Source organism: Ureibacillus chungkukjangi (genome assembly GCF_003217295.1).
Taxonomy (GTDB): domain Bacteria; phylum Bacillota; class Bacilli; order Bacillales_A; family Planococcaceae; genus Ureibacillus; species Ureibacillus chungkukjangi.
In genome coordinates, this window is the sequence record NZ_QJTJ01000025.1 from 16,020 (window position 1) to 35,176 (window position 19,157).

General features: G+C 38.1%; 18 protein-coding genes. 11 read left to right on the top strand and 7 right to left on the bottom strand.

What is annotated here, in order from left to right:
- Positions 1 to 153: 153 nt before the first annotated feature.
- Positions 154 to 804 carry a response regulator gene (locus BJ095_RS14645; protein ID WP_107936594.1) on the bottom strand — a complete coding sequence of 217 codons (651 nt, stop codon included), beginning with the start codon at positions 802 to 804 and terminating at the stop codon, positions 154 to 156.
- Between the two features lie 10 nt (positions 805 to 814).
- Entirely contained in the window at positions 815 to 1,930 is a 1,116-nt protein-coding gene (locus tag BJ095_RS14650; protein ID WP_107936592.1) for a GAF domain-containing sensor histidine kinase, read from the bottom strand.
- Positions 1,931 to 2,246: 316 nt separating this feature from the next.
- Between BJ095_RS14650 and BJ095_RS14655 the strand changes: the two genes are divergently transcribed.
- From BJ095_RS14655 to BJ095_RS14670, 4 genes are all read left to right on the top strand, one after another.
- A complete protein-coding gene (locus tag BJ095_RS14655) occupies positions 2,247 to 2,873 on the top strand; it encodes a GntR family transcriptional regulator (protein ID WP_107936590.1) in 627 nt (208 codons plus the stop codon).
- Positions 2,874 to 3,092: 219 nt separating this feature from the next.
- On the top strand, positions 3,093 to 3,521 hold the full coding sequence (locus tag BJ095_RS14660; RefSeq protein ID WP_107936588.1) for a disulfide oxidoreductase: 429 nt from the start codon (positions 3,093 to 3,095) through the stop codon (positions 3,519 to 3,521).
- On the top strand, positions 3,518 to 3,991 hold the full coding sequence (locus BJ095_RS14665) for a thioredoxin family protein (protein ID WP_107936586.1): 474 nt from the start codon (positions 3,518 to 3,520) through the stop codon (positions 3,989 to 3,991). Before BJ095_RS14660 ends, BJ095_RS14665 begins: the two co-directional genes overlap by 4 nt.
- Positions 3,992 to 4,071: 80 nt before the next feature.
- Positions 4,072 to 4,908 (top strand): RluA family pseudouridine synthase, encoded by an 837-nt coding sequence (locus BJ095_RS14670; RefSeq protein ID WP_107936585.1) that lies wholly within the window; start codon positions 4,072 to 4,074, stop codon positions 4,906 to 4,908.
- A 452-nt stretch (positions 4,909 to 5,360) separates the two neighbouring features.
- Here the strand turns inward: BJ095_RS14670 and BJ095_RS14675 are convergent, their stop codons facing one another.
- The gene (locus BJ095_RS14675; protein ID WP_107936625.1) at positions 5,361 to 6,149 is read right to left on the bottom strand and encodes an aldo/keto reductase; all 789 of its coding nucleotides are present in this window, start codon (positions 6,147 to 6,149) and stop codon (positions 5,361 to 5,363) included.
- Between the two features lie 302 nt (positions 6,150 to 6,451).
- Here BJ095_RS14675 and BJ095_RS14680 point away from each other — a divergent pair, with 302 nt between their 5' ends.
- A complete protein-coding gene (locus tag BJ095_RS14680) occupies positions 6,452 to 8,065 on the top strand; it encodes a long-chain fatty acid--CoA ligase (RefSeq protein WP_107936583.1) in 1,614 nt (537 codons plus the stop codon).
- 41 nt (positions 8,066 to 8,106) lie between these two features.
- Here BJ095_RS14680 and BJ095_RS14685 read toward each other — a convergent pair whose 3' ends face one another.
- The gene (locus BJ095_RS14685; protein WP_235867674.1) at positions 8,107 to 8,307 is read right to left on the bottom strand and encodes a hypothetical protein; all 201 of its coding nucleotides are present in this window, start codon (positions 8,305 to 8,307) and stop codon (positions 8,107 to 8,109) included.
- Positions 8,308 to 8,674: 367 nt separating this feature from the next.
- On the opposite strand from BJ095_RS14685, the gene BJ095_RS14690 reads away from it, so the two are divergent.
- Both BJ095_RS14690 and BJ095_RS14695 read left to right on the top strand, forming a co-directional pair.
- Positions 8,675 to 9,562: a VOC family protein gene (locus BJ095_RS14690; RefSeq protein ID WP_107936581.1), complete on the top strand. Its 888-nt coding sequence runs from the start codon at positions 8,675 to 8,677 to the stop codon at positions 9,560 to 9,562.
- 803 nt (positions 9,563 to 10,365) lie between these two features.
- Entirely contained in the window at positions 10,366 to 10,779 is a 414-nt protein-coding gene (locus BJ095_RS14695; protein ID WP_107936580.1) for a VOC family protein, read from the top strand.
- 46 nt (positions 10,780 to 10,825) lie between these two features.
- Here the strand turns inward: BJ095_RS14695 and trmL are convergent, their stop codons facing one another.
- Entirely contained in the window at positions 10,826 to 11,299 is a 474-nt protein-coding gene (gene trmL / locus BJ095_RS14700) for a tRNA (uridine(34)/cytosine(34)/5-carboxymethylaminomethyluridine(34)-2'-O)-methyltransferase TrmL (RefSeq protein ID WP_107936578.1), read from the bottom strand.
- Positions 11,300 to 11,570: 271 nt separating this feature from the next.
- Complete coding sequence (queG, locus tag BJ095_RS14705; RefSeq protein WP_107936576.1) at positions 11,571 to 12,704, bottom strand: tRNA epoxyqueuosine(34) reductase QueG; 1,134 nt, start codon at positions 12,702 to 12,704, stop codon at positions 11,571 to 11,573.
- Between the two features lie 81 nt (positions 12,705 to 12,785).
- On the opposite strand from queG, the gene BJ095_RS14710 reads away from it, so the two are divergent.
- Complete coding sequence (locus BJ095_RS14710) at positions 12,786 to 13,481, top strand: B3/B4 domain-containing protein (RefSeq protein ID WP_107936574.1); 696 nt, start codon at positions 12,786 to 12,788, stop codon at positions 13,479 to 13,481.
- Between the two features lie 5 nt (positions 13,482 to 13,486).
- Complete coding sequence (locus BJ095_RS14715; protein WP_107936572.1) at positions 13,487 to 13,999, top strand: DIP1984 family protein; 513 nt, start codon at positions 13,487 to 13,489, stop codon at positions 13,997 to 13,999.
- 226 nt (positions 14,000 to 14,225) lie between these two features.
- Here the strand turns inward: BJ095_RS14715 and BJ095_RS14720 are convergent, their stop codons facing one another.
- Complete coding sequence (locus tag BJ095_RS14720; RefSeq protein WP_107936570.1) at positions 14,226 to 15,137, bottom strand: S66 peptidase family protein; 912 nt, start codon at positions 15,135 to 15,137, stop codon at positions 14,226 to 14,228.
- Positions 15,138 to 15,424: 287 nt separating this feature from the next.
- Here BJ095_RS14720 and BJ095_RS14725 point away from each other — a divergent pair, with 287 nt between their 5' ends.
- Both BJ095_RS14725 and BJ095_RS14730 read left to right on the top strand, forming a co-directional pair.
- The gene (locus BJ095_RS14725; protein ID WP_107936568.1) at positions 15,425 to 18,259 is read left to right on the top strand and encodes a response regulator; all 2,835 of its coding nucleotides are present in this window, start codon (positions 15,425 to 15,427) and stop codon (positions 18,257 to 18,259) included.
- A complete protein-coding gene (locus BJ095_RS14730) occupies positions 18,252 to 19,109 on the top strand; it encodes a CheR family methyltransferase (protein ID WP_107936566.1) in 858 nt (285 codons plus the stop codon). Before BJ095_RS14725 ends, BJ095_RS14730 begins: the two co-directional genes overlap by 8 nt.
- Positions 19,110 to 19,157 lie beyond the last annotated feature (48 nt).

Consider the following 19,157-nt stretch of genomic DNA (forward strand, 5'->3'; position numbering starts at 1 on the left):
GTATTGTAGGCTGTTTTTTTGTTGGGGATCAGGTTGAGGTTGAGGGTTTGGGGAATCTAGCCACTTTCAATGATAATCTAGCCACTTTATAAAAAACAAAAAAAAGCTCAATCTCCTCCTAAAAGAGAGATCAAGCCATTTAAATAACGTCACCTATTGAATTTCGCTACCCTCTGTCAGTCCATGCTTGACGGCGTAAAGCGCTGCTTGCGTACGGTCTTGAACATCTAGCTTTGTAAAAATGTTGGAAATATGCGTCTTTACTGTTTTTTCTGTAACAAATAAAGACGAGGCAATTTCGCGATTACTTTTCCCTTTTGTTAGCTCGGCTAAAACGTCTCGTTCCCTTGGAGTCAACGTATTTTTAACATGAGGTAAATTTTCTTCCTCACGAAGAGTTTCTTCCAATTGCGTCGTTGCAGCTGGATGAATAATATTCTCACCCAGGATAATTTGCCGGATAGAGTTCACTAATTCATCTGGTTCAATATCCTTTAATTGATAGCCAGCAGCTCCTGCTTGAATCGCAGGCAAAACATGATCTTTATCGGAAAAGCTTGTTAGCATTAGGATATGAACCTGTGGCCATTTGGCTTTGATCTTTTTTGTTGCCTGTATACCATCCATTTCAGGCATGACAAGATCCATTAATACGATATCAGGTTGCAGAGATTCAACAAGCTCAACAGCCTCTACCCCATTTTTTGCTTCGCCAATTACTTCAATATCCTTTTGTGTCTTTAAGAAAAATAGTAAACCACGTCGTACAACATGATGGTCATCTGCTATTAAAACTCGAATCATTATATCCCCCCTAATATGGTAAACGGATTAATAGCTCCGTTCCCTTCCCAATTTGGCTCACCCAATCGGCGGAGCCTCCAAGTGCTGCTGAACGGTCCTGTATGGATTGTAAACCGATAGAAGGAAGACTCTTTTCTGGATCAATCACAAATCCTCTTCCCTCATCCTTAATGACGAGCAATATATCCGTTGGCGTTACGGTAATATAAATGATTGCCTCTTGTACCCCTGCATGCTTACGTATATTATTTAAGGCTTCCTGTGTAATACGAAATAATGTTTCTTCCACCCGTGATGGAAATTGGATGACCCCTGAGACATTGACTGTCAAATTTATATTTAACATTTCTGCGTAAGCTTTGATCGCCTCTAGTAGCCCACTTTCTAAGCCCTTTGGACGCAATTGCCAAATAAGTGCCCTCATTTCAGTTAAGGCTGACTGTGTTAGCTGTTGAATTTCTTTGAATGTATCCTTGATTTCTGTGGCTTCACTCATTTCAATTCCTGCTCGTGCTGTTAGCGTTACGGAGAACAGTAATTGATTTACAGAGTCATGTAGATCTCGTGCCAACCGATTTCTTTCTCGGACTAAAGCAATTTCCTGCTCCTGCTTCGTTAAATTGATACGTTTAATGGCTGAACCCATTTGAAAGGCTACAGATTCTAGTAGCTCTAATTCCTCTTCTGAAAACTTATTTGTTTTAGGAGAAGCAACATTTAAAATACCAAACCGCTCATCACCTGATTGCAGTGGTACTGTCGCATGATGCGTAATGTCGGCATTATCCCCTGTTTTTGATTCGATAGCCGCTTCGATTCGTTGACACTCAATGATATTGGAAGCCTTTTTCAGTTCATTTTTTCGATATCGAGAAACACACCAGCAGCCACCCTTTTGTAAATGATGACAATTATTAAACTCTAGTGCCTCGGGTAAATTTTCATGAGCAATTAACTCATTCTTCCCTTTTTCATTGATAAAGAAAATCCAGCCGGTTTCAAAATTTGTTCCTCTTAAAAACTTGCTTAAAGCACCCTTTAACATCGGAATCAAATCAGTTTCTTCATTTAGTAACTCTGCAATTTCTTTTAGAATCGTTATATTGGAATGATCATTTACAGACAAGCTTTGTACACCTCACAATATCACCCTGTGCGCATTTGTAATCTATTTTTCGAACAAGCCTTCATAGGTTTTTTATTAACTAATCATATCATTGAATAACACCCTACCGCATTTGTATGGCCCTCATACTTTTGGATGAATTTTTTTGGGTTGGATAAATAACTTGTCCAACATAGAGAAAAAGCTGCTATTTTCCCCTTAGAATAATTGATAAATCTCACTCTAATTTCATTATTAAAATTTATGAATTTTACTAATATTGTGTGACTTTCGGTGTATAATAGAGACGTATTATGTGTAACAAGGGGGAGTTAGAATGCAGGTAGTAAATCCAAGTACCACAAATGCCTATCGTTTAGCCTATGAGTCAATTCGAAATTTGATATTAAGCGGTGAGTTAATAGGTGGTATAAAGCTTGTGGAGGAACGGTTAGCTGAAAAAATCGGGGTTAGTAGAACACCTATAAGAGAAGCAATTCGACATCTCGAACAAGAAGGTTTAATCAAAAACAAACGTGTTTATAAACCCACAAAGGAAGACTTAATCTACTCATCAGAGTTAATCACATTAATCGAAAGTCACGCGGCCAAAAAAGCGGCCGAAAACATGACAAAAGAAAAATTAAGCCAATTAAAGCAAATCTTGAAGGAATCCAAAAATGGTAGTATCGATGAAATTGTAAGCGCAAACAAGAAATTCCACGATCTAATACTTGCAGAATGTAATAATCCTGTGATGCTAGAGGAAATTCAAAAATTGAATACGGTTTTCTATTTATATCGCCGTTTACTTATAAAAAACAAAAGACCCTTATTATATGAGGAGCATGAAGAAATCTATCAAGCAATCGCCTCAAAAAATGGTGAATCAGCCTCCGAATTAATGCGTAAACACCTAGAGATGGACCTGAAATATATGCTACGCTACTCTAGTATTTTTTAATAACCATGAAAGCAGATTCATATTATTGTCAAATTCACTCCTATGTGTATTTATTTTTAATTCAAAATAATTTACTTCTATTTGCGAACAAATTATAATCAAAACTGTTAGTAAACTTGGCTAATTGCTTTTTAGGATTTGGCTTAGTTGTACTTATGTGGATAATAAGGCTTTAAACTTACTTATCTTCAATAGAACATGATTTTCAGGAGATGCTAAATGAATAAAAAACTAGAAAATAGTTTGCTATTTATATGGCTAACGTCATTAGTAGCAACACTCGGCTCCTTATATTTTTCTGAAATACGCAGCTACGAGCCTTGTGAGTTATGCTGGTATCAACGAATTCTTATGTATCCAATTTTGCTTATGACAACCGTAGCTTACATACAAAAAAATGCACGGATTGCGGTCACAACTGCAGTCTTCTCATGCATTGGTGGTGCCATCTCTCTTTATCATTATGGTATTCAAAAGCTCGACTTCTTATCAGAATCAGCTCCCGCATGTGGACGAGTTCCATGTACAGGACAATACATTAATATGTTCGGCTTTATTACCATACCATTCTTAGCTGGCGTTGCGTTTATCTTAATCGCTATTACTAGCTTCTATATGATAAAAGTTATGAAGGGAGAAAAACAATGAAAAAATTGGGAATTCTAGGCGCAGTTGTCGTAGTACTTTTTGCAGCTATCATTATTCTAACAAACTTAGCAAATCAAGATAAGTTAAAGGACAATCCTTATGATACCGATAGCTTAGATCAAGCAACAATTGATTTACTTGATAATGAAAATTATCAAAATATCATTTTACCTGAAGAGCTAGAAGAAAAAATTGACTCAGGTGAACCTGTAGTTGCTTATATGTTCAGCCCAACGTGTATTCACTGTCAGGCAATGACTCCTGCTCTTATGCCAATCGCCGATGAAGTTGACGTACACATTGATCAATATAATCTTTTAGAATATGATCAAGGCTGGAACCAATACAACATTGAGTCGACACCAACTTTAATTTACTTCAAAGATGGTAAGGAAGTAAATCGTATTATTGGCGACTATTCTAAAAATCCAGATGTAATTTATGATTTTTTAGAGCAAACTAAATCATAATGCAAGATAAAATTTAAGAGAAGTGATGAATAATCGTGTTCATTTTTGGACACGATTATTCTTATTTTGGAGGTAAAAATATGTTCCAATATGAAATCGTACAAGATGGTTTAACTGTAGAAGAATTACTGCGTGAGAAATGGCGCCTTGGGAAAAAAATTGTGCATGAGCTACGTATGGCAAAAGCGGTGACGTTATCCGACGGAACTCCTGTATTATGGAAGGATCCTCTGAAAACAGGAACTATTCTGGAATTTAAATTTGAAGTTCCCTCTTCAAATTACAGACCAACAGATGAGTGTGAGCTGACAATTCAATACGAGGATGAGCACTGCCTCATTGTGTCCAAGCCAAAAGGAATGGCAACCCATCCAAATGACGAGTGGGATGTAGATACATGCATGAATCACGTAATTGCCCATATCCAAGAAAATGGTGGCCATTATGCTGAGCATGTTCACCGACTTGACCTTGGAACGAAAGGTTTATTATTAGTAGCCAAGCATCAAATTGCAAAATCTATTTTCGACCGTATGATTGAAGAAAAATCGATTGTGAGAACCTACGAGGCGGAAGTACAAGGAAACATTCGTCAGGATAGTGGGACGATTAATGAAGCAATCGGAAAAGACCGTCACCATGCAACTCGTCGTGTCGTTTCACCAACTGGTCAGCAAGCAATTACCCATTTTGAAGTGGTAAAACGCTTTAAGGGTACATGTCTAGTTAATTTAGTGCTTGAAACGGGGCGTACTCATCAGATTCGTGTTCACTTGGCACATATCGGCCATCCAATTGTTGGGGACACGATGTATGACGCGCGACAAACGGCCTCTGGCGATTATGAATTACACGCCATCCAATTAGAATTTGACCATCCGTTCTTGAATAAGCGGATAGTTGTGAAGGATCAATAAATTAAGAAATAGAGTGTAAAATCACTGTGATTTTACACTCTATTTTTTATCGTTGAATTTATGTTTCAGGATCTCCTATACTGGTTGGGTTAAAGTGTGTTGAAATAAAGGAAAAATTTCCGCTTAAATCAAAAAATATGCAATTTTTTTCATTAAATAAAAGAAAATTTTCCTTCTATATTGCTCAAATCCTTGTATTTTGTCTAATTTAAGACCGTTAACCGAAATTTCTTCGCTTATATCTGCTAATTAAGCCTTCACTATATGCATTAACCGAAAATTTTCCGCTTAAGGATTTGTTCGTTTATCTAAATATAGAAATTAGCATGGCTACCTCCAGCTTTCCAAAATGCAGCTCCACGCTTTTCCTATATTATTTAGTCGGTTCTTCCATTCTTCTCATTCCAAAAGAGCAACCACTGCTCAATAACAGGCTGCCCATTTTTCTAGAATTAAAAATCAAACTTAAAGCTGTCTGGGTTTTGGCCGAAACGTTGATTTCTGTTCAATTTATCTAACTCTGCCATTTGCTCAGTAGACAATTCAAAATCAAAAACCTGTGCATTTTCTTCGATACGGCTCGGTGTTACTGATTTTGGAATGGAAATGATATCCTGCTGATAATGCCAACGCAGGATTACCTGTGCTGTGGACTTCCCTACATCTCGCGCAATTTTCATAATAGTTTCATCCTGAAGAATACCACCGCGACCTAATGGCGACCAAGCAGTAACCGCTATATTATTTTCAGTACAAAAAGCTCTTAAATGCTCCTGAGATAAATACGGGTGTAATTCTACTTGATTTACCATTGGCTTTGTATTAGCTTCTGCAAATAGCATTTGAAGATGATGTATATGGTGATTCGATACACCTGGCACGCGAATTAACTTTTCCTCGTACAGGCGTTCAATTGCACGATAAGTCTCCACAAATTTACCTTCTACTGGCCAATGCGTTAAATACAAATCTATATATTCAAGACCTAGTTTTTTCAGTGATGTTTCAAAGGCACGTAATGTTTGATCATAGCCCTGATCGGTATTCCATACTTTCGTTGTAACAAAAATATCCTCGCGCGGGATGCCAGAAGAGCTAATCGCTTCCCCAACCTCTTCCTCATTGTAATAAAGCGCAGCTGTATCAATTGCACGATATCCCATTACAAGGGCTTTACTCATTGCTTGAATTGCTTCTTCTTTGTCCGTCATTTTGTAAACGCCTAAGCCTAAATATGGCATATTTACTCCATTAGCCAATGTTTTTGATGGAATCACTACTGTCACTTTAACTCACTCCTATCTTTTCTATCACCATTATATGATGAATTACAAACATACTAAAACAATCGCATTAATATTTGCCACTATTATTATTCGTTTCTAGAAACTATCTATTCTTGACTCTCATAAACGTTATATTTTTCTAGTATTTTTGTATATTTTCTCGTTCTAACTATTAATTTATTTAAATATAAATAATAAAGGACTATTTTCTTATTCTTACGTCCGTTTGTTATGTAAATTTAGGGAGGCTGATATTTATGATGGATACACCGTTATTGTTAACAAGCTTTTTAGAACGGGTGGAAAAATATTATCCCGAGAAATTAATCATTTCAAGAACTAGTACAGATACCACTCATCGCATTACTTATAAGGAATATGTGAAGCGCACACGAAAACTTGCAAGCACTTTAACAAAGCTAGGTATGAAAAAAGGAACAAAGGTCGGCTCTTTCGCATGGAATCACCATCGCCATCTGGAAGCTTATTTTGCAGTACCTTGTGCTGGCGCCATTTTGCATATGATTAATATCCGTTTATCACCTGAGCACATTATTTATGTGATTAATCATGCTGAGGATGAAATTTTATTAATCGATGGTGATCTACTCCCTTTATTTGAAAAAGCAATTCCTTATCTTAAAACGGTGAAGCATATTGTCGTAATGCAGGATAATATGGATATTCCACCATCAAGCTTCCCTAACATTCATTCCTATGAAAAATTACTTGCTGAAAGTGAAGATACATTTGATTTCCCTAAGGATTTAGATGAAAATACTCCCGCAGGAATGTGTTATACAAGTGCCACTACGGGGATGCCAAAGGGGGTAGTTTATTCTCACAGAGGAATCGTTCTCCACACTCTAGCACTTGGGCTTGCTGACAGTATGGGCGTTCGTGAACAGGATGTGCTATTACCAATTGTTCCAATGTTCCATGCGAATGCTTGGGGATTACCATTTGCAGGTGTTGCTTATGGTTCAACTCAGGTATTGCCAGGTCCAGCCTTCACACCAGCCTTGATTCTTGACTTAGTCGAGCAAGAAAAGGTGACCTTAACTGCAGGTGTCCCAACGATTTGGTTAGGTACAGCACACGAACAACAGAAAAATCCTCGAGATATTTCATCGTTACGAGCTGTAGTTTGTGGAGGCTCTGCTTCACCAAAAGGATTAATCAAAACGTTTGAAGAGCAATTTAAAGTTCCATATATCGTAGGCTACGGAATGACTGAAACTTCTCCGATTGTTTCACTATCAAATTACACATCTGCTATGGACGACTGGACGGCAGAGGAAAAATTAGATATTCGAGCTTCTCAGGGGTTAACGGTACCTTTACTTGATACTGAGATAGTGAATGAGAGTGGTGTAGTGCCGTGGGATGGGCAAACAATGGGCGAGCTTCGTATACGCGGCCCTTGGATAGCAAATGAATACTATAAAGACGAACGTTCCGCTGACGCATTTAAGGACGGATGGCTTTACACTGGTGATATTGCCGTTGTAACTCCAGAAGGATACATTAAAATTACAGATCGTACGAAGGATCTTATCAAAAGTGGTGGTGAATGGATTTCATCAGTTGAATTAGAAAATGCTTTAATGACACATGAAGCAATTTTCGAAGCAGCTGTTATTGCCATTCCTCACGAAAAATGGCTAGAACGCCCATTAGCCTGCGTTGTTTTGAAGGAAGGAAAAGAAGTGACTAAAGAAGAATTAATCAATTATCTCGATGGACAATTCGCAAAATGGTGGCTACCAGATGATATTGTTTTCTTGAGCGAAATTCCAAAAACATCTGTTGGTAAATTCTTAAAAGCTAAGCTAAGAGATGAGTTAAAAGATTATCAAGTGAACGCTTAACAAAAAGGGGTATCTCCTATTGGGGACACCCCTAAATACTTTTAATTTTTTCGCGTAAGACTCTCTTTTTCATCATTATCGTTGTCGAGCTCATCAAATTGTATAGGGTCTGGGAAACGTTCATCTTCCTCTAATTGTGCTCCATCACGCATCCGTTCCATCTGTTTTCCAAGAAAAATTAAGTCTTCCATATTATTTGCCATTGTTCCACTTAAAATTGATTTATCGTTTTCTTGTCCCACAATTATCAGCCTCCTTTCTATATTGTTCCCAATTAAATTGAATTGAACCTTATTCATTATGAGAAATTAAAGTAGTAAAGTTTTTTTATTTGAGCTATACTAAATAGAGAGATTTTATATACACAAGGAGGATACTTCCATGGGTTTAGTATTAATTCTTGGTGTCACAGTAGCATTCTTAATCGCTATCTTTACAGCTGGTTATGAAGGCGATTACACATCAAACAAGTAATCTCAATCTAAGAAGCCTGGGTAACTCGAGTTATCCAGGCTTCTTTTTATATCGTTTTTCATTTCGGATAAGCTATTGGCATGATAAATTTACAAGCACTAAGTCACATAAAGTAATTTAAAGGAGACATGATTTATGCCCACTCATTTTCATAAAAAGCCTAATATGTATGTTTCTCATATTCAGTTAAAGGTATCAAACCTAGAACGTTCACTTGATTATTATAAAAACATCATAGGATTTAATGTTTTAGAGCAAACAAAGATGTCTGCTGTTTTAACCTTTGACGGCACGACAAGCATACTATCCTTAGAGGAAGTACCAGCTGCCCTTCCATTGCGCCGTGGCGTGACAGGACTTTATCACTTTGCTCTATTACTCCCTACTCGTAAGGATCTTGGTAACTTCATTCAGCAAATCATTCAGAAAAATGAGCGTGTTGGCGCTGGTGATCATCATGTAAGTGAAGCCTTTTACTTAAACGATCCAGATGGCAATGGTATTGAAGTATATTCTGATAGACCTGAGCAGGATTGGTTATGGCATGAGGATGGTATGGTTTACATGACAACTGAACAGGTTAATGTTCAATCCGTTCTAAGTGACGCAGACGGTAAATGGAATGGCCTGCCAGCAGGTACAGTTATGGGTCACATCCATTTATCAGCAGCCAACTTAACCGATAGCGAAAAATTTTACACACAGGCTTTAGGCTACGATATTGTAACCCGTTACGGAAACCAAGCATTATTCCTATCTACTGGCAAATATCATCATCACATCGGTTTAAATACATGGGAAAGCTTAAACGGCTCTCCAGCTCCCGAAAACAGTGTCGGACTTAAATCATTCACAATTGTGCTCAGTAACGAAGCTGAAGCAGATAAAATCAAGGAAAACTTGAAGTCATTGGGTGCTAGAGTTGAAGCGTTTGAAGGAGCGTCAAAGTTTGGCGGGGCTCAAGCCTTCTCAACCCTTGATCCATCTGGGATACGTATTGTTTTTACTTTGGATGAAACTTGATTCATAAAGGTGACTCATTAAAGACTTTCATTGTTAAGTCTTTAGATTGGGTTACCTTTTTTTATTTGTAGTGGCGCTTTGTTGTTTTTGGGAAATGTGTGTTGCTCTCTCTTCCCCTAAACACGGGAATCTTTGGCTTTCGGGTAATGAGCTGCTCTCTCTGTTTCCCTTAAACCAGCGTTTCCTTGGCTTTCGGGAACTGAGCTACTCTCTATGTTCCCCTAAACCAGCGTTTCCTCGGCTTTCGGGCAATGAGCTGCTTCCTCTGTTCCCTTAAACCAGCGTTTCCTCGGCTTTCGGGCAATGAGCCGCACTCTCTGTTCCCCTAAACCAGCGTTTCTTCGGATTTCGAGCAATGAGCTGCTTCCTCTGTTCCCTTAAACCAGCGTTTCCTCGGCTTTCGAGCAATGAGCTGCTCTCTCTGTTCCCCTAAACCAGCGTTTCTTCGGATTTCGAGCAATGAGCTGCTCTCTCTGTTCCCCTAAACCAGTGTTTCCTCGGCTTTCGGGCAATGATCTGCTTCCTCCCTTCCCCTAAACCAGCGTTTCTTCGGTTTTCGAGCAATGATCTGCACTCTCTCTTCCCCTAAACAAGAGAATCTTCTGCTTTCGAACAACGAGCCGCACTCTCTGTCCCTTAAACCAGCGTTTCTTCGGCTTTCGGACACTGAGCCATGCACACTCTCTTCCCCTAAACAAACGCTTTCCCCTATTCATGCAGTGACAGGCTATTCCAATTCAGCCAAATGGCGAATATATTCTCTTCCTTGTACCAATTAAAATAGAAAAAAAGGGGGAGTTTTTATGAGCACTCATTGGCCAACAGAATTGCCAGTAGTACAGGTACGTGTTGCAAGGCCCACAGACCAAATTGAAGAGCTGGAAAAGTTTTATTGTGATGGAGTTGGATTAGAGAAAATCGGTTCCTTTACTGGGCATCGAGGATATAGGGGTTTATTAATAGGTATGCCTGATTCAAGTTACCATCTGGAATTTACACAGCATGATGATGGTAGCCCTTGTCCTGCACCGAGCAAAGATAATCTACTTGTATTTTATATGCCGAATCAAAATTCAATTGATGCAATTGCAAAGCGGCTAATGAATATGGGGTATCCAGAGGTCGCTCCTGAAAATGGATATTGGGAAGAAAAAGGGGTTACCATAGAAGACCCCGATGGATGGCGTATTGTCCTGATGAATACAAACGGAATATAAAATAAAGCTCCATTGTGTAACCGAATTACACTAATGGAGCTTTTCTCTATTTTAATCCTGGGAAACTTTGCTGACGTAATGCTTCGTAAATGATGATGGCTGCTGTGTTTGATAAATTTAACGAGCGCACATGATCACTTTGCGGGATTCTCAAGCATTTATCGCGACGTTCATAGGCAAAATCCTTCGGCAGACCTGTTGTCTCTTTCCCAAACATGAAATAAATATCTTTTTCTTTATCGCTAAAGTCGTGGTTCGAATATGGTTCATCACTGTAAGTTTCAATTAGGAATACCTCACCACTTTTCGAATACTCCATAAAGTCTTCTAAACTATTGTGATAAACAATATTGACTGAATGCCAATAATCTAATCCGGCACGTTTCAGCATTTTGTCATCCGTTGAAAAGCCAAGTGGGCGGATTAAATGTAAGGATGTATTTGTTCCTGCACAAGTACGGGCAATATTTCCCGTATTGGCTGGGATTTCTGGTTGATATAAGACGATATGCAATGGCAAATCATGACACTTCCCTTTATAACTAAATTTCTACTGCACTTTTATGATCATTTAAACGAATTTGTGCGCGGATAAGCTTGGTTTGTGGTCACTTAAACTTCTTTTTGATCACATGGAACCTATTCTGATCACTTAAAATCGTTTATAAGCACTTGACTGGTTGTGATCACTTAGCTCCGGTTATGATCACATAAAACCGTTTCTGATTACACAAGTAATCCGGCACCCACGTTGCTTCTTTCCATTTCCAGCGAAAGCATTATTACTCCCCTCAAGTAGCCAATAACTTTAGCCCCTTCTCAATCTCACTAAGAACTTCCTCATCCTGCTCTACAACAAGCGCCTTCTTTAGTGCTTCTTCTGCATCAGCACCACCAATTTTCCCGATTGCCCATGCGGCTGTGCCTCGCATGACTGGGCGCTCATCTTTATTCATAATGGCGATTAAATCCGGCACCGCTGATTCTTCTTTAAAGTGTGCTAGGGCAATAATTGCGTTACGCTGAATTGGCTTCTTTCCTCTCCAGGAGCCTGACATGTAGCCAAAGCGAGATTTGAATTCTTTATTTGACATTTGAAGTATTGGTTGTAATAAGGGCTTTACTAACTCTGGGTCCGGCTTGAATTCCTCATGAATCCAGTTGCTTTTCCCTTTATTTTTCGGGCAAACTGTTTGGCATGTATCGCAGCCATATATCCGATTTCCTAGCTCTTTCCGAAACTCGTCAGGTAAAAAATCCTTCGTTTGCGTTAGGAAGGCTACGCAACGCTGTGAATTTAGCTGACCACCTTCGACCAAAGCACCTGTAGGACAGACATCTAGGCAAAGTCGGCAATCGCCACATTCATCCTCAATTGGTATATCAGGTTTAAAAGGAATATTGGTAATCATTTCTCCTAAGTATACGTACGATCCGAACTCCGGGGTGATAATAGAGCAATTCTTGCCGCTCCAGCCAATGCCAGCACGTTCAGCAACTGCTCGATCCACAAGCTCCCCCGTATCAACCATCGATTTCGTTTGAACATTAGGAATACGCTCTTTCAGCCACTCTTCAATTAGGTTCAAACGCTCCCTTACAGCAACATGGTAATCCACTCCCCATGAAGCCCTTGCAAAAATACCACGACGTGCTCCCTTTTTACCTGTAGGAGCATCCTGCATTTTAGAGGGATACGCAAGAGCAATGGCAATAATGCTTTCTGCACTTTCTAACAAAAGCTTGGGCTCTGTTCTTTTTTCGATATCGGATTCTTCAAAACCCGATTGATAGCCCAACTGCTGCTGACGCTTCAATCGATTTTTCATTTCATGAAAGGGAGAGGCATGCGTAAAACCGATTTTGTCTACACCAATAGACTTTGCGTAATCTATTAAATCTTTTTGCAATTGGTCGATTTTCATTTTCGCATTCATCTCCTTTATTTGGTAAAATATATAATATCCGCTAATTACGGTGAAATTAAAAAATTGTAGGTGATTTGCTTGAACATCTCATTAGACAAAGCACTTTTTCAAACAAACGACCAATTTAAAATCGGCATTATCCATTATACCAAAATTGTCGTGTCAGAATCTCCTCAAATGATAAAAGGCCGCACACAGCTTTACCAGGAAAACCTGTATTTGGAGCTGCAAGAAAATCCAGTTACACAACGAGAAGGAATTGCTGAATGGCGTGCTGTCTGGAAGTCATTTGGAGCTGATCCGAACCGTTATCGACACTCTGCCGAGAGCTTAATGCGCCGAATTTCAAAACAGAACTATTTAACGCCATTCCACTCTGCAGTTGATCTTAATAACTTTTTCTCCCTTCTATATGAAATTCCGATTGGTATCTATGATATGGAAAAGCTAGTTGGCGATATTGAAATATCTTTAGGTCATGAAGAAACAGGATATGAGGGATTAAACGGTCGCTATAATTCATTAAATAAAATCCTATATAGTAAAGATCAAGTAGGAGCCTTTGGTAGCCCTTTTGTTGATTCAAAAAGAACAGCGGTTACAGAAGAAACTACTGAAGCCATTCAAATTTTCTATCTAAGACCATCCATAGATGAATCAGAGTGCCAGCAACTATTGGCCACTGCTGGAAAAATGTTCACACAAGTAAATGGCGGTGACTTCAAGAGCTACTTACTAGATAACAATAATCTACATATATCAATAGAGGGGTGATTGCTATGAAAAAGATACCGTTAGCAGAAGGCGTTAAGCTAAAAAGTATTTTAACGAAAAAAATCCAAGAGCTGATACATGAAATACATCAGGTTTCACATGCCGTTGTCGAAAAGGGACAACAACCAAAATCGTCTGGTCGACCAATCCTAGAAGTAGAAGCCGAGCTCGCACAGGTTCGCAAGGATTCTCGTTTACTAGATAAGCTTATATATCGAGCTAATGTAGATAATCTGGTTTCTTTTAAGGGCGAAGAGCTTCCTATTGTAGAGGCGATTGAACTTGCTTCCCAATTACGAGCTGAAGCCGGTCTATATAAGCAGCTTAGCCACTCGGAAAAAGAACAATTCTATACTGCAAGTGAATCAGTTATTTTCTATAATGTGGCATTGTATGACCCTGAAGAATACCGAAAACGTTCAATAGAAATAGAAAAAGAAGCACACCGATTATCGAATCTCATCAACGCTAAGAACTATCAGGTTGAAATTGAATTTGATGATTCTGCTTATATCTAACTCGGTGCGGTGAGACTCCAACCCGAGGCGTATGTACTGTCAACAACTTTCAAATAGTCTGCATACCGATTACCTGTTACCTGTTACTTTGTGACCGTTAACTAATAACCAACTATAGTGAAGGCTCAAAAACTCAGTGTAATCTTATATTGACGGTACTTACGTTAGAAAACCACGATTACGGCTAATTTAGCGTTTAATCGTGGTTTTTCTTTTTCTACATTAATTATTCAACTCCAGGGAGAATTCTCAGCATTTTTAAATCAGCATCTAAAATTACCTCAACACCTAGCGGGATTCCGATATTTGGTTCACAGTGCCCTATCATAAAGCCTGCTACTGTAGGTTTTGCAAGTGGTTTTAGATATTCCTCCAGAAGCGACCACACATCCTCTAATATTCCGTCAGGGATTGCAGTAAAGTTTCCAATAACAAATCCAGCTGCTTCCTCTAGTTTACGTGCAAGACGAAGCTGATTTAGCATGCTATCAATATTTTCAATCGACTCACCGATATCCTCGAGTAATACGATTTTCCCTTTTGTATCAATTTCAAATTTCGTGCCTAACGTACTCACCAAACGATTTAGATTTCCTCCAGTTAACTCCCCACGCGCATTTCCTTGAACTAGTGTTTGTAATGGCGTTAGATTTTCATCGTATTGAATTTCAAACGGTGAAAATAACTGCTGGAACATTCTCTTCGAAAGCTCTGAAAATTCATTAGCGCCTCCAGATGAAAGCATTGGACCATGAAAGGTTACGATATTGGAGTACTCCTGAAAAGCTGTATGGAGATAGGTAACATCTGAAAAGCCCCAAAAGATTTTTGGATTTTCAGTTAATGATTGGTAGTCAATTCGGTCGGCAATCCGAGCTGCCCCATATCCCCCTTTTAAGCAGAAGATACCCTTTACTTCAGGGTCTTGAATCATTTTATGTAGGTCATTTAAACGTTCCTCATCCTTACCTGCTAAATATTTGCCTGTAAGTCCAACAGACTCACCTATTTTAACTCTCAACCCGAGTCCTTCTAGTAAGGCTATTTTTTCAGGTAAATACTCCATCGCAAGTGGTCCACTTAATGCTACAACTCCGACTGTATCACCTACTGATAATCTTTGTGGTCTAATTTTCATTAATCCTTCTCCTACCCAAGTTATTATTCATTTAGTTAAACTATAATACTATCTCTCCAAACTCGCCAATCATATGTAAATTAGAGCTCCCATATATTTTGCCCTTAAAAAAATTAAAAAAGTTTTAAAATAAAGGTTTATAGTTAAAAAATACGGGTAATAGTCAGGGATGCTAGTATTTTGGTTCTAAATGTATAATAAAATACTAGTTTTTAAACGTAATCTATTTAATTTATGCAGTATTTATAATAAACTTAAAGAAATCATTGGAAAAGGTAGGAAACGGAATGAAAAGTAAATTAAACTTAGGCATACGTTCGAAAATTACCTTTGGATATGTAATTATCGTTCTTGCCTTAATAGTGTCTGCGTTATTTTTGAATACCCAGATGCGCTCATTACAGAATGAACGCAACCAGGTTATACAGTATGACTCCCAGGTATTAAAGCTTTCTAATAACATTGAAAGAAATATATTAGAAATGCAGGCTGGAAAACGTGGATATATTATCACAGGTGATGATAGCTATCTCGAAAGCTATTATGAAGCAGGAGAAAATTGGGAGAAGGATTATACAACATTATATTCCTTATTAAACAATAGTCCTGAGCAGCTAGAAAAGCTTTCACTTATCAAGGCGACTATTAATCACTGGATTAGTACTGCCGGAGATCCAGTTATCGATATGAAGCGTAATGGACAAACAGAAGAGCTTACTCAGCATTTTACTGAAGATGAAGGAAGCTCTGATCTCGAGTTAATGGAACAGCAATTTGAAGAATTTAGAATTGCTGAAAACGAGTCTATTACTGCACTTACATCTGAATTAGATTCTCGAAATTCGAGAATTAGCATTGCACTAACTGTCTTTCTTATCATTGTTACGCTAGCAGCGATTACTATTGCGACAACTGTTTCAAACTCTATCATCAAGACAGTACAAAATGTAAAAGATTCAATACATAGGATTACTGATTCTAAGGGCGATTATGGAGAACGTATACAAGTAACCACAAATGATGAAATTAAAGACCTAGCCATTGCTACAAACGAATTACTTGATAACATGGAAAATCGAGAATGGTTACAAACGAACCTCGCAGCTCTATTGACCAAGTACCAAGGGGTTTCTTCAATAAATAAACTATCGGAAATCTTTTTATCAGAAATAACGAACATCACCGGAGCACTTTATGGAGCTTTTTATGTAGCAAATAAAAACCTGGACTCCACAGAATATATAAAAACAGCATCATTTTCTGGTACAGGTGAAGATATCGGAAGAGAATCCTTTAAGCTCGGTGAGGGATTAATAGGTCAGGTTGCAGTACGTCAGCAAGTATTCCATTCGAATAGCCTGCCAAAGGATTACCGCCTTATCAATACGGGCATCGGTGAAATACCTCCGAAAAGCATCTTAATTGTTCCAGTTAAATTCGAGGATAAAACCATTGCAGTCATTGAACTTGCTTCTTTAGAGGATTTTGAATCATTAGAAATTGAACTGGTTGAAAATATCCTAGAATCATTTGGCTTAACTGTTAATAGTATTATTGATCGAATGGAAATTGTTCGTCTATTAAACGAATCTAGAGCAATGACAGAAGAACTTCAAGCTCAATCAGAAGAATTGCAAACACAGTCAGAAGAATTACAATCTCAATCTGAAGAATTGCAAATGCAAACAGAAGAGTTAACTATTATTAACGAACAGCTTGAAGAAAGAACAAAAGATGCAGAAGCAAAATCGAAGGAACTTGAAATAGCTAAGAAGGAGCTTGAAGCTACTGCAGGACAGCTTATTTTAAGCTCTAATTATAAATCAGAATTCCTTGCGAATATGTCCCATGAATTACGCACACCGCTGAACAGTATTCTTATTCTTTCTGAGATGCTTGGTGAAAATGGAAATAACAACTTAACAGAAGAACAGGCAGAATTTGCTAAAGTCATTAACTCATCTGGTCAAGATTTATTGTCGTTGATAAATGATATTTTAGATTTATCAAAGGTTGAAGCTGGTAAATTAGATATATTATTTGGAGAAGTCAATATGGATGAGCTTCCACACTTATTGGAGCAAACCTTCTCCCCTGTTGCGAAACAAAAAGATCTTGAGTTTAATATTATCAAATCAGAAGATGTGGATGATATTTTCCATACAGATGAAAAACGATTCAATCAAATATTGAAAAATCTACTATCTAATGCATTTAAATTTACAGAGCAAGGATCTGTTACATTAGCGATAAATAAGCTAAATGAACAACAGATTTCAACCGATATGAAACAATTAAGTCCTGAATGGCTTGAAATAGCCATCGTCGATACTGGAATTGGGATCTCGAAAGAAAAGCATCAGCTTATTTTCGAATCCTTCCAGCAGGCAGATGGTGCAACTGTTCGTAAATATGGTGGTACAGGGCTTGGCTTATCCATCAGTAAGGAATTTTCAAAACTTCTTGGTGGCTGGATTGACCTGCAAAGTGAGGAAGGCAAAGGAAGTACCTTCACTTTAGTTCTACCAAGCTTACAAGATGGTTTAAGTAATGAGTGTTTAGAAGAGATTAACAAAGACCTCTCTAAAATGACACATGACGAGGTTGCTGCTGCAGAAGTAATTGAAGATATCGCCATTGAGGGTGAACTCATAAAACCAGAGGAAGTCCTTGAGCCTGCAGCAATCCCACACTTCCCTTCACTCGTTACGGAAACTGATATTTTTGAAGGGAAAAACGTCCTAATTGTGGATGACGATAACCGTAATATTTACGCGCTTAAAACGGCTCTTGAACACAATGGTATTAATATTTTAGTAGCTAAACACGGCGTAGAATGCTTGGAGATTATGAAATCCAATAATGATATCGACTTAGTATTAATGGATATTATGATGCCAATAATGGACGGCTATGAAACAATGACCCGTATTCGCCAGGACTTACAGCTAACGGAGCTTCCAATTATAGCGATTACTGCGAAAGCCATGAAGACTGACCGCGATAAATGTATCGAGGCCGGCGCATCGGATTATATCAGTAAGCCAATTAACTTAGAACAATTATTCTCAGTTTTACGTGTATGGTTAGTTTCACAAGGGAGCATGAAGAACGATGAGTAATCTATCTGATTTTGAATCACATAGTAATCTAAACACTGAATTTACAGACCTTGAAGTCGATTTATTGCTTAAAGCACTCTTTAGGTTATCCGGATATGATTTTCGATTATACAATCGTTCTTCCATTACACGCAGAATCCATAATCGAATGAGGGTTAGTAACCTTTCTACGGTTACTGAGCTAACAAATAAAATTATCCACGACCCAAGCTATTTGGAACAAATTTTAAATGATTTTTCGATAAACGTTACGGAAATGTTTCGGAATCCATCCTTCTTTAAAGCCTTTAGAAATGAAGTGATTCCGAAGCTGCGTGACTATCCAGAAATTCGTATATGGCATGCAGGCTGTGCATCTGGTGAAGAGGTATTTTCCATGGCCATTTTAATGGAAGAAGAAGGGTTAATGGAGAAAACGACGATTTACGCAACTGATATGAATGAGGATGTCTTAGAAAAAGCAAAAAACGGGGTCTTTCCTATCCACAAAATGCAGGCCTATACAAAAAATTATCAGCTTGCAGGAGGGAAAGAATCTTTTTCCAAGTACTATAAAACAGATAGACAAAATGCTTACTTTCATAATTCATTATTAAAGAATATCAGCTTTGCCCAGCATAATTTAGTAACCGATCAATCATTTAATGAATTTCATATTATCATTTGCCGTAATGTGCTTATCTACTTTACACAGCTACTGCAAAATCAAGTTCACAGTTTATTTTATGAAAGCTTGATGGCTGATGGATTCCTTGGTTTGGGCGACAAGGAAACCCTACGTTTTATAGATATCATGTCTAATTACAAAGAAGTAAATGGCACCGAACGCATTTACCAAAAAATAAAATAGTATATTAAAAAAACGGATACTCCATTTTAAAGGGGTATCCGTTTTTTA

What these genes read in the sequence shown, in the direction of transcription:
- BJ095_RS14645 (WP_107936594.1), bottom strand. Translation starts at nt 804, where the DNA reads ATGATTCGAGTTTTAATAGCAGATGACCATCATGTTGTACGACGTGGT.
- BJ095_RS14655 (WP_107936590.1), top strand. Translation starts at nt 2,247, where the DNA reads ATGCAGGTAGTAAATCCAAGTACCACAAATGCCTATCGTTTAGCCTAT.
- BJ095_RS14660 (WP_107936588.1), top strand. Translation starts at nt 3,093, where the DNA reads ATGAATAAAAAACTAGAAAATAGTTTGCTATTTATATGGCTAACGTCA.
- BJ095_RS14665 (WP_107936586.1), top strand. Translation starts at nt 3,518, where the DNA reads ATGAAAAAATTGGGAATTCTAGGCGCAGTTGTCGTAGTACTTTTTGCA.
- BJ095_RS14670 (WP_107936585.1), top strand. Translation starts at nt 4,072, where the DNA reads ATGTTCCAATATGAAATCGTACAAGATGGTTTAACTGTAGAAGAATTA.
- BJ095_RS14675 (WP_107936625.1), bottom strand. Translation starts at nt 6,149, where the DNA reads ATGCCATATTTAGGCTTAGGCGTTTACAAAATGACGGACAAAGAAGAA.
- BJ095_RS14680 (WP_107936583.1), top strand. Translation starts at nt 6,452, where the DNA reads ATGATGGATACACCGTTATTGTTAACAAGCTTTTTAGAACGGGTGGAA.
- BJ095_RS14690 (WP_107936581.1), top strand. Translation starts at nt 8,675, where the DNA reads ATGCCCACTCATTTTCATAAAAAGCCTAATATGTATGTTTCTCATATT.
- BJ095_RS14695 (WP_107936580.1), top strand. Translation starts at nt 10,366, where the DNA reads ATGAGCACTCATTGGCCAACAGAATTGCCAGTAGTACAGGTACGTGTT.
- queG (WP_107936576.1), bottom strand. Translation starts at nt 12,704, where the DNA reads ATGAAAATCGACCAATTGCAAAAAGATTTAATAGATTACGCAAAGTCT.
- BJ095_RS14715 (WP_107936572.1), top strand. Translation starts at nt 13,487, where the DNA reads ATGAAAAAGATACCGTTAGCAGAAGGCGTTAAGCTAAAAAGTATTTTA.
- BJ095_RS14720 (WP_107936570.1), bottom strand. Translation starts at nt 15,137, where the DNA reads ATGAAAATTAGACCACAAAGATTATCAGTAGGTGATACAGTCGGAGTT.
- BJ095_RS14725 (WP_107936568.1), top strand. Translation starts at nt 15,425, where the DNA reads ATGAAAAGTAAATTAAACTTAGGCATACGTTCGAAAATTACCTTTGGA.
- BJ095_RS14730 (WP_107936566.1), top strand. Translation starts at nt 18,252, where the DNA reads ATGAGTAATCTATCTGATTTTGAATCACATAGTAATCTAAACACTGAA.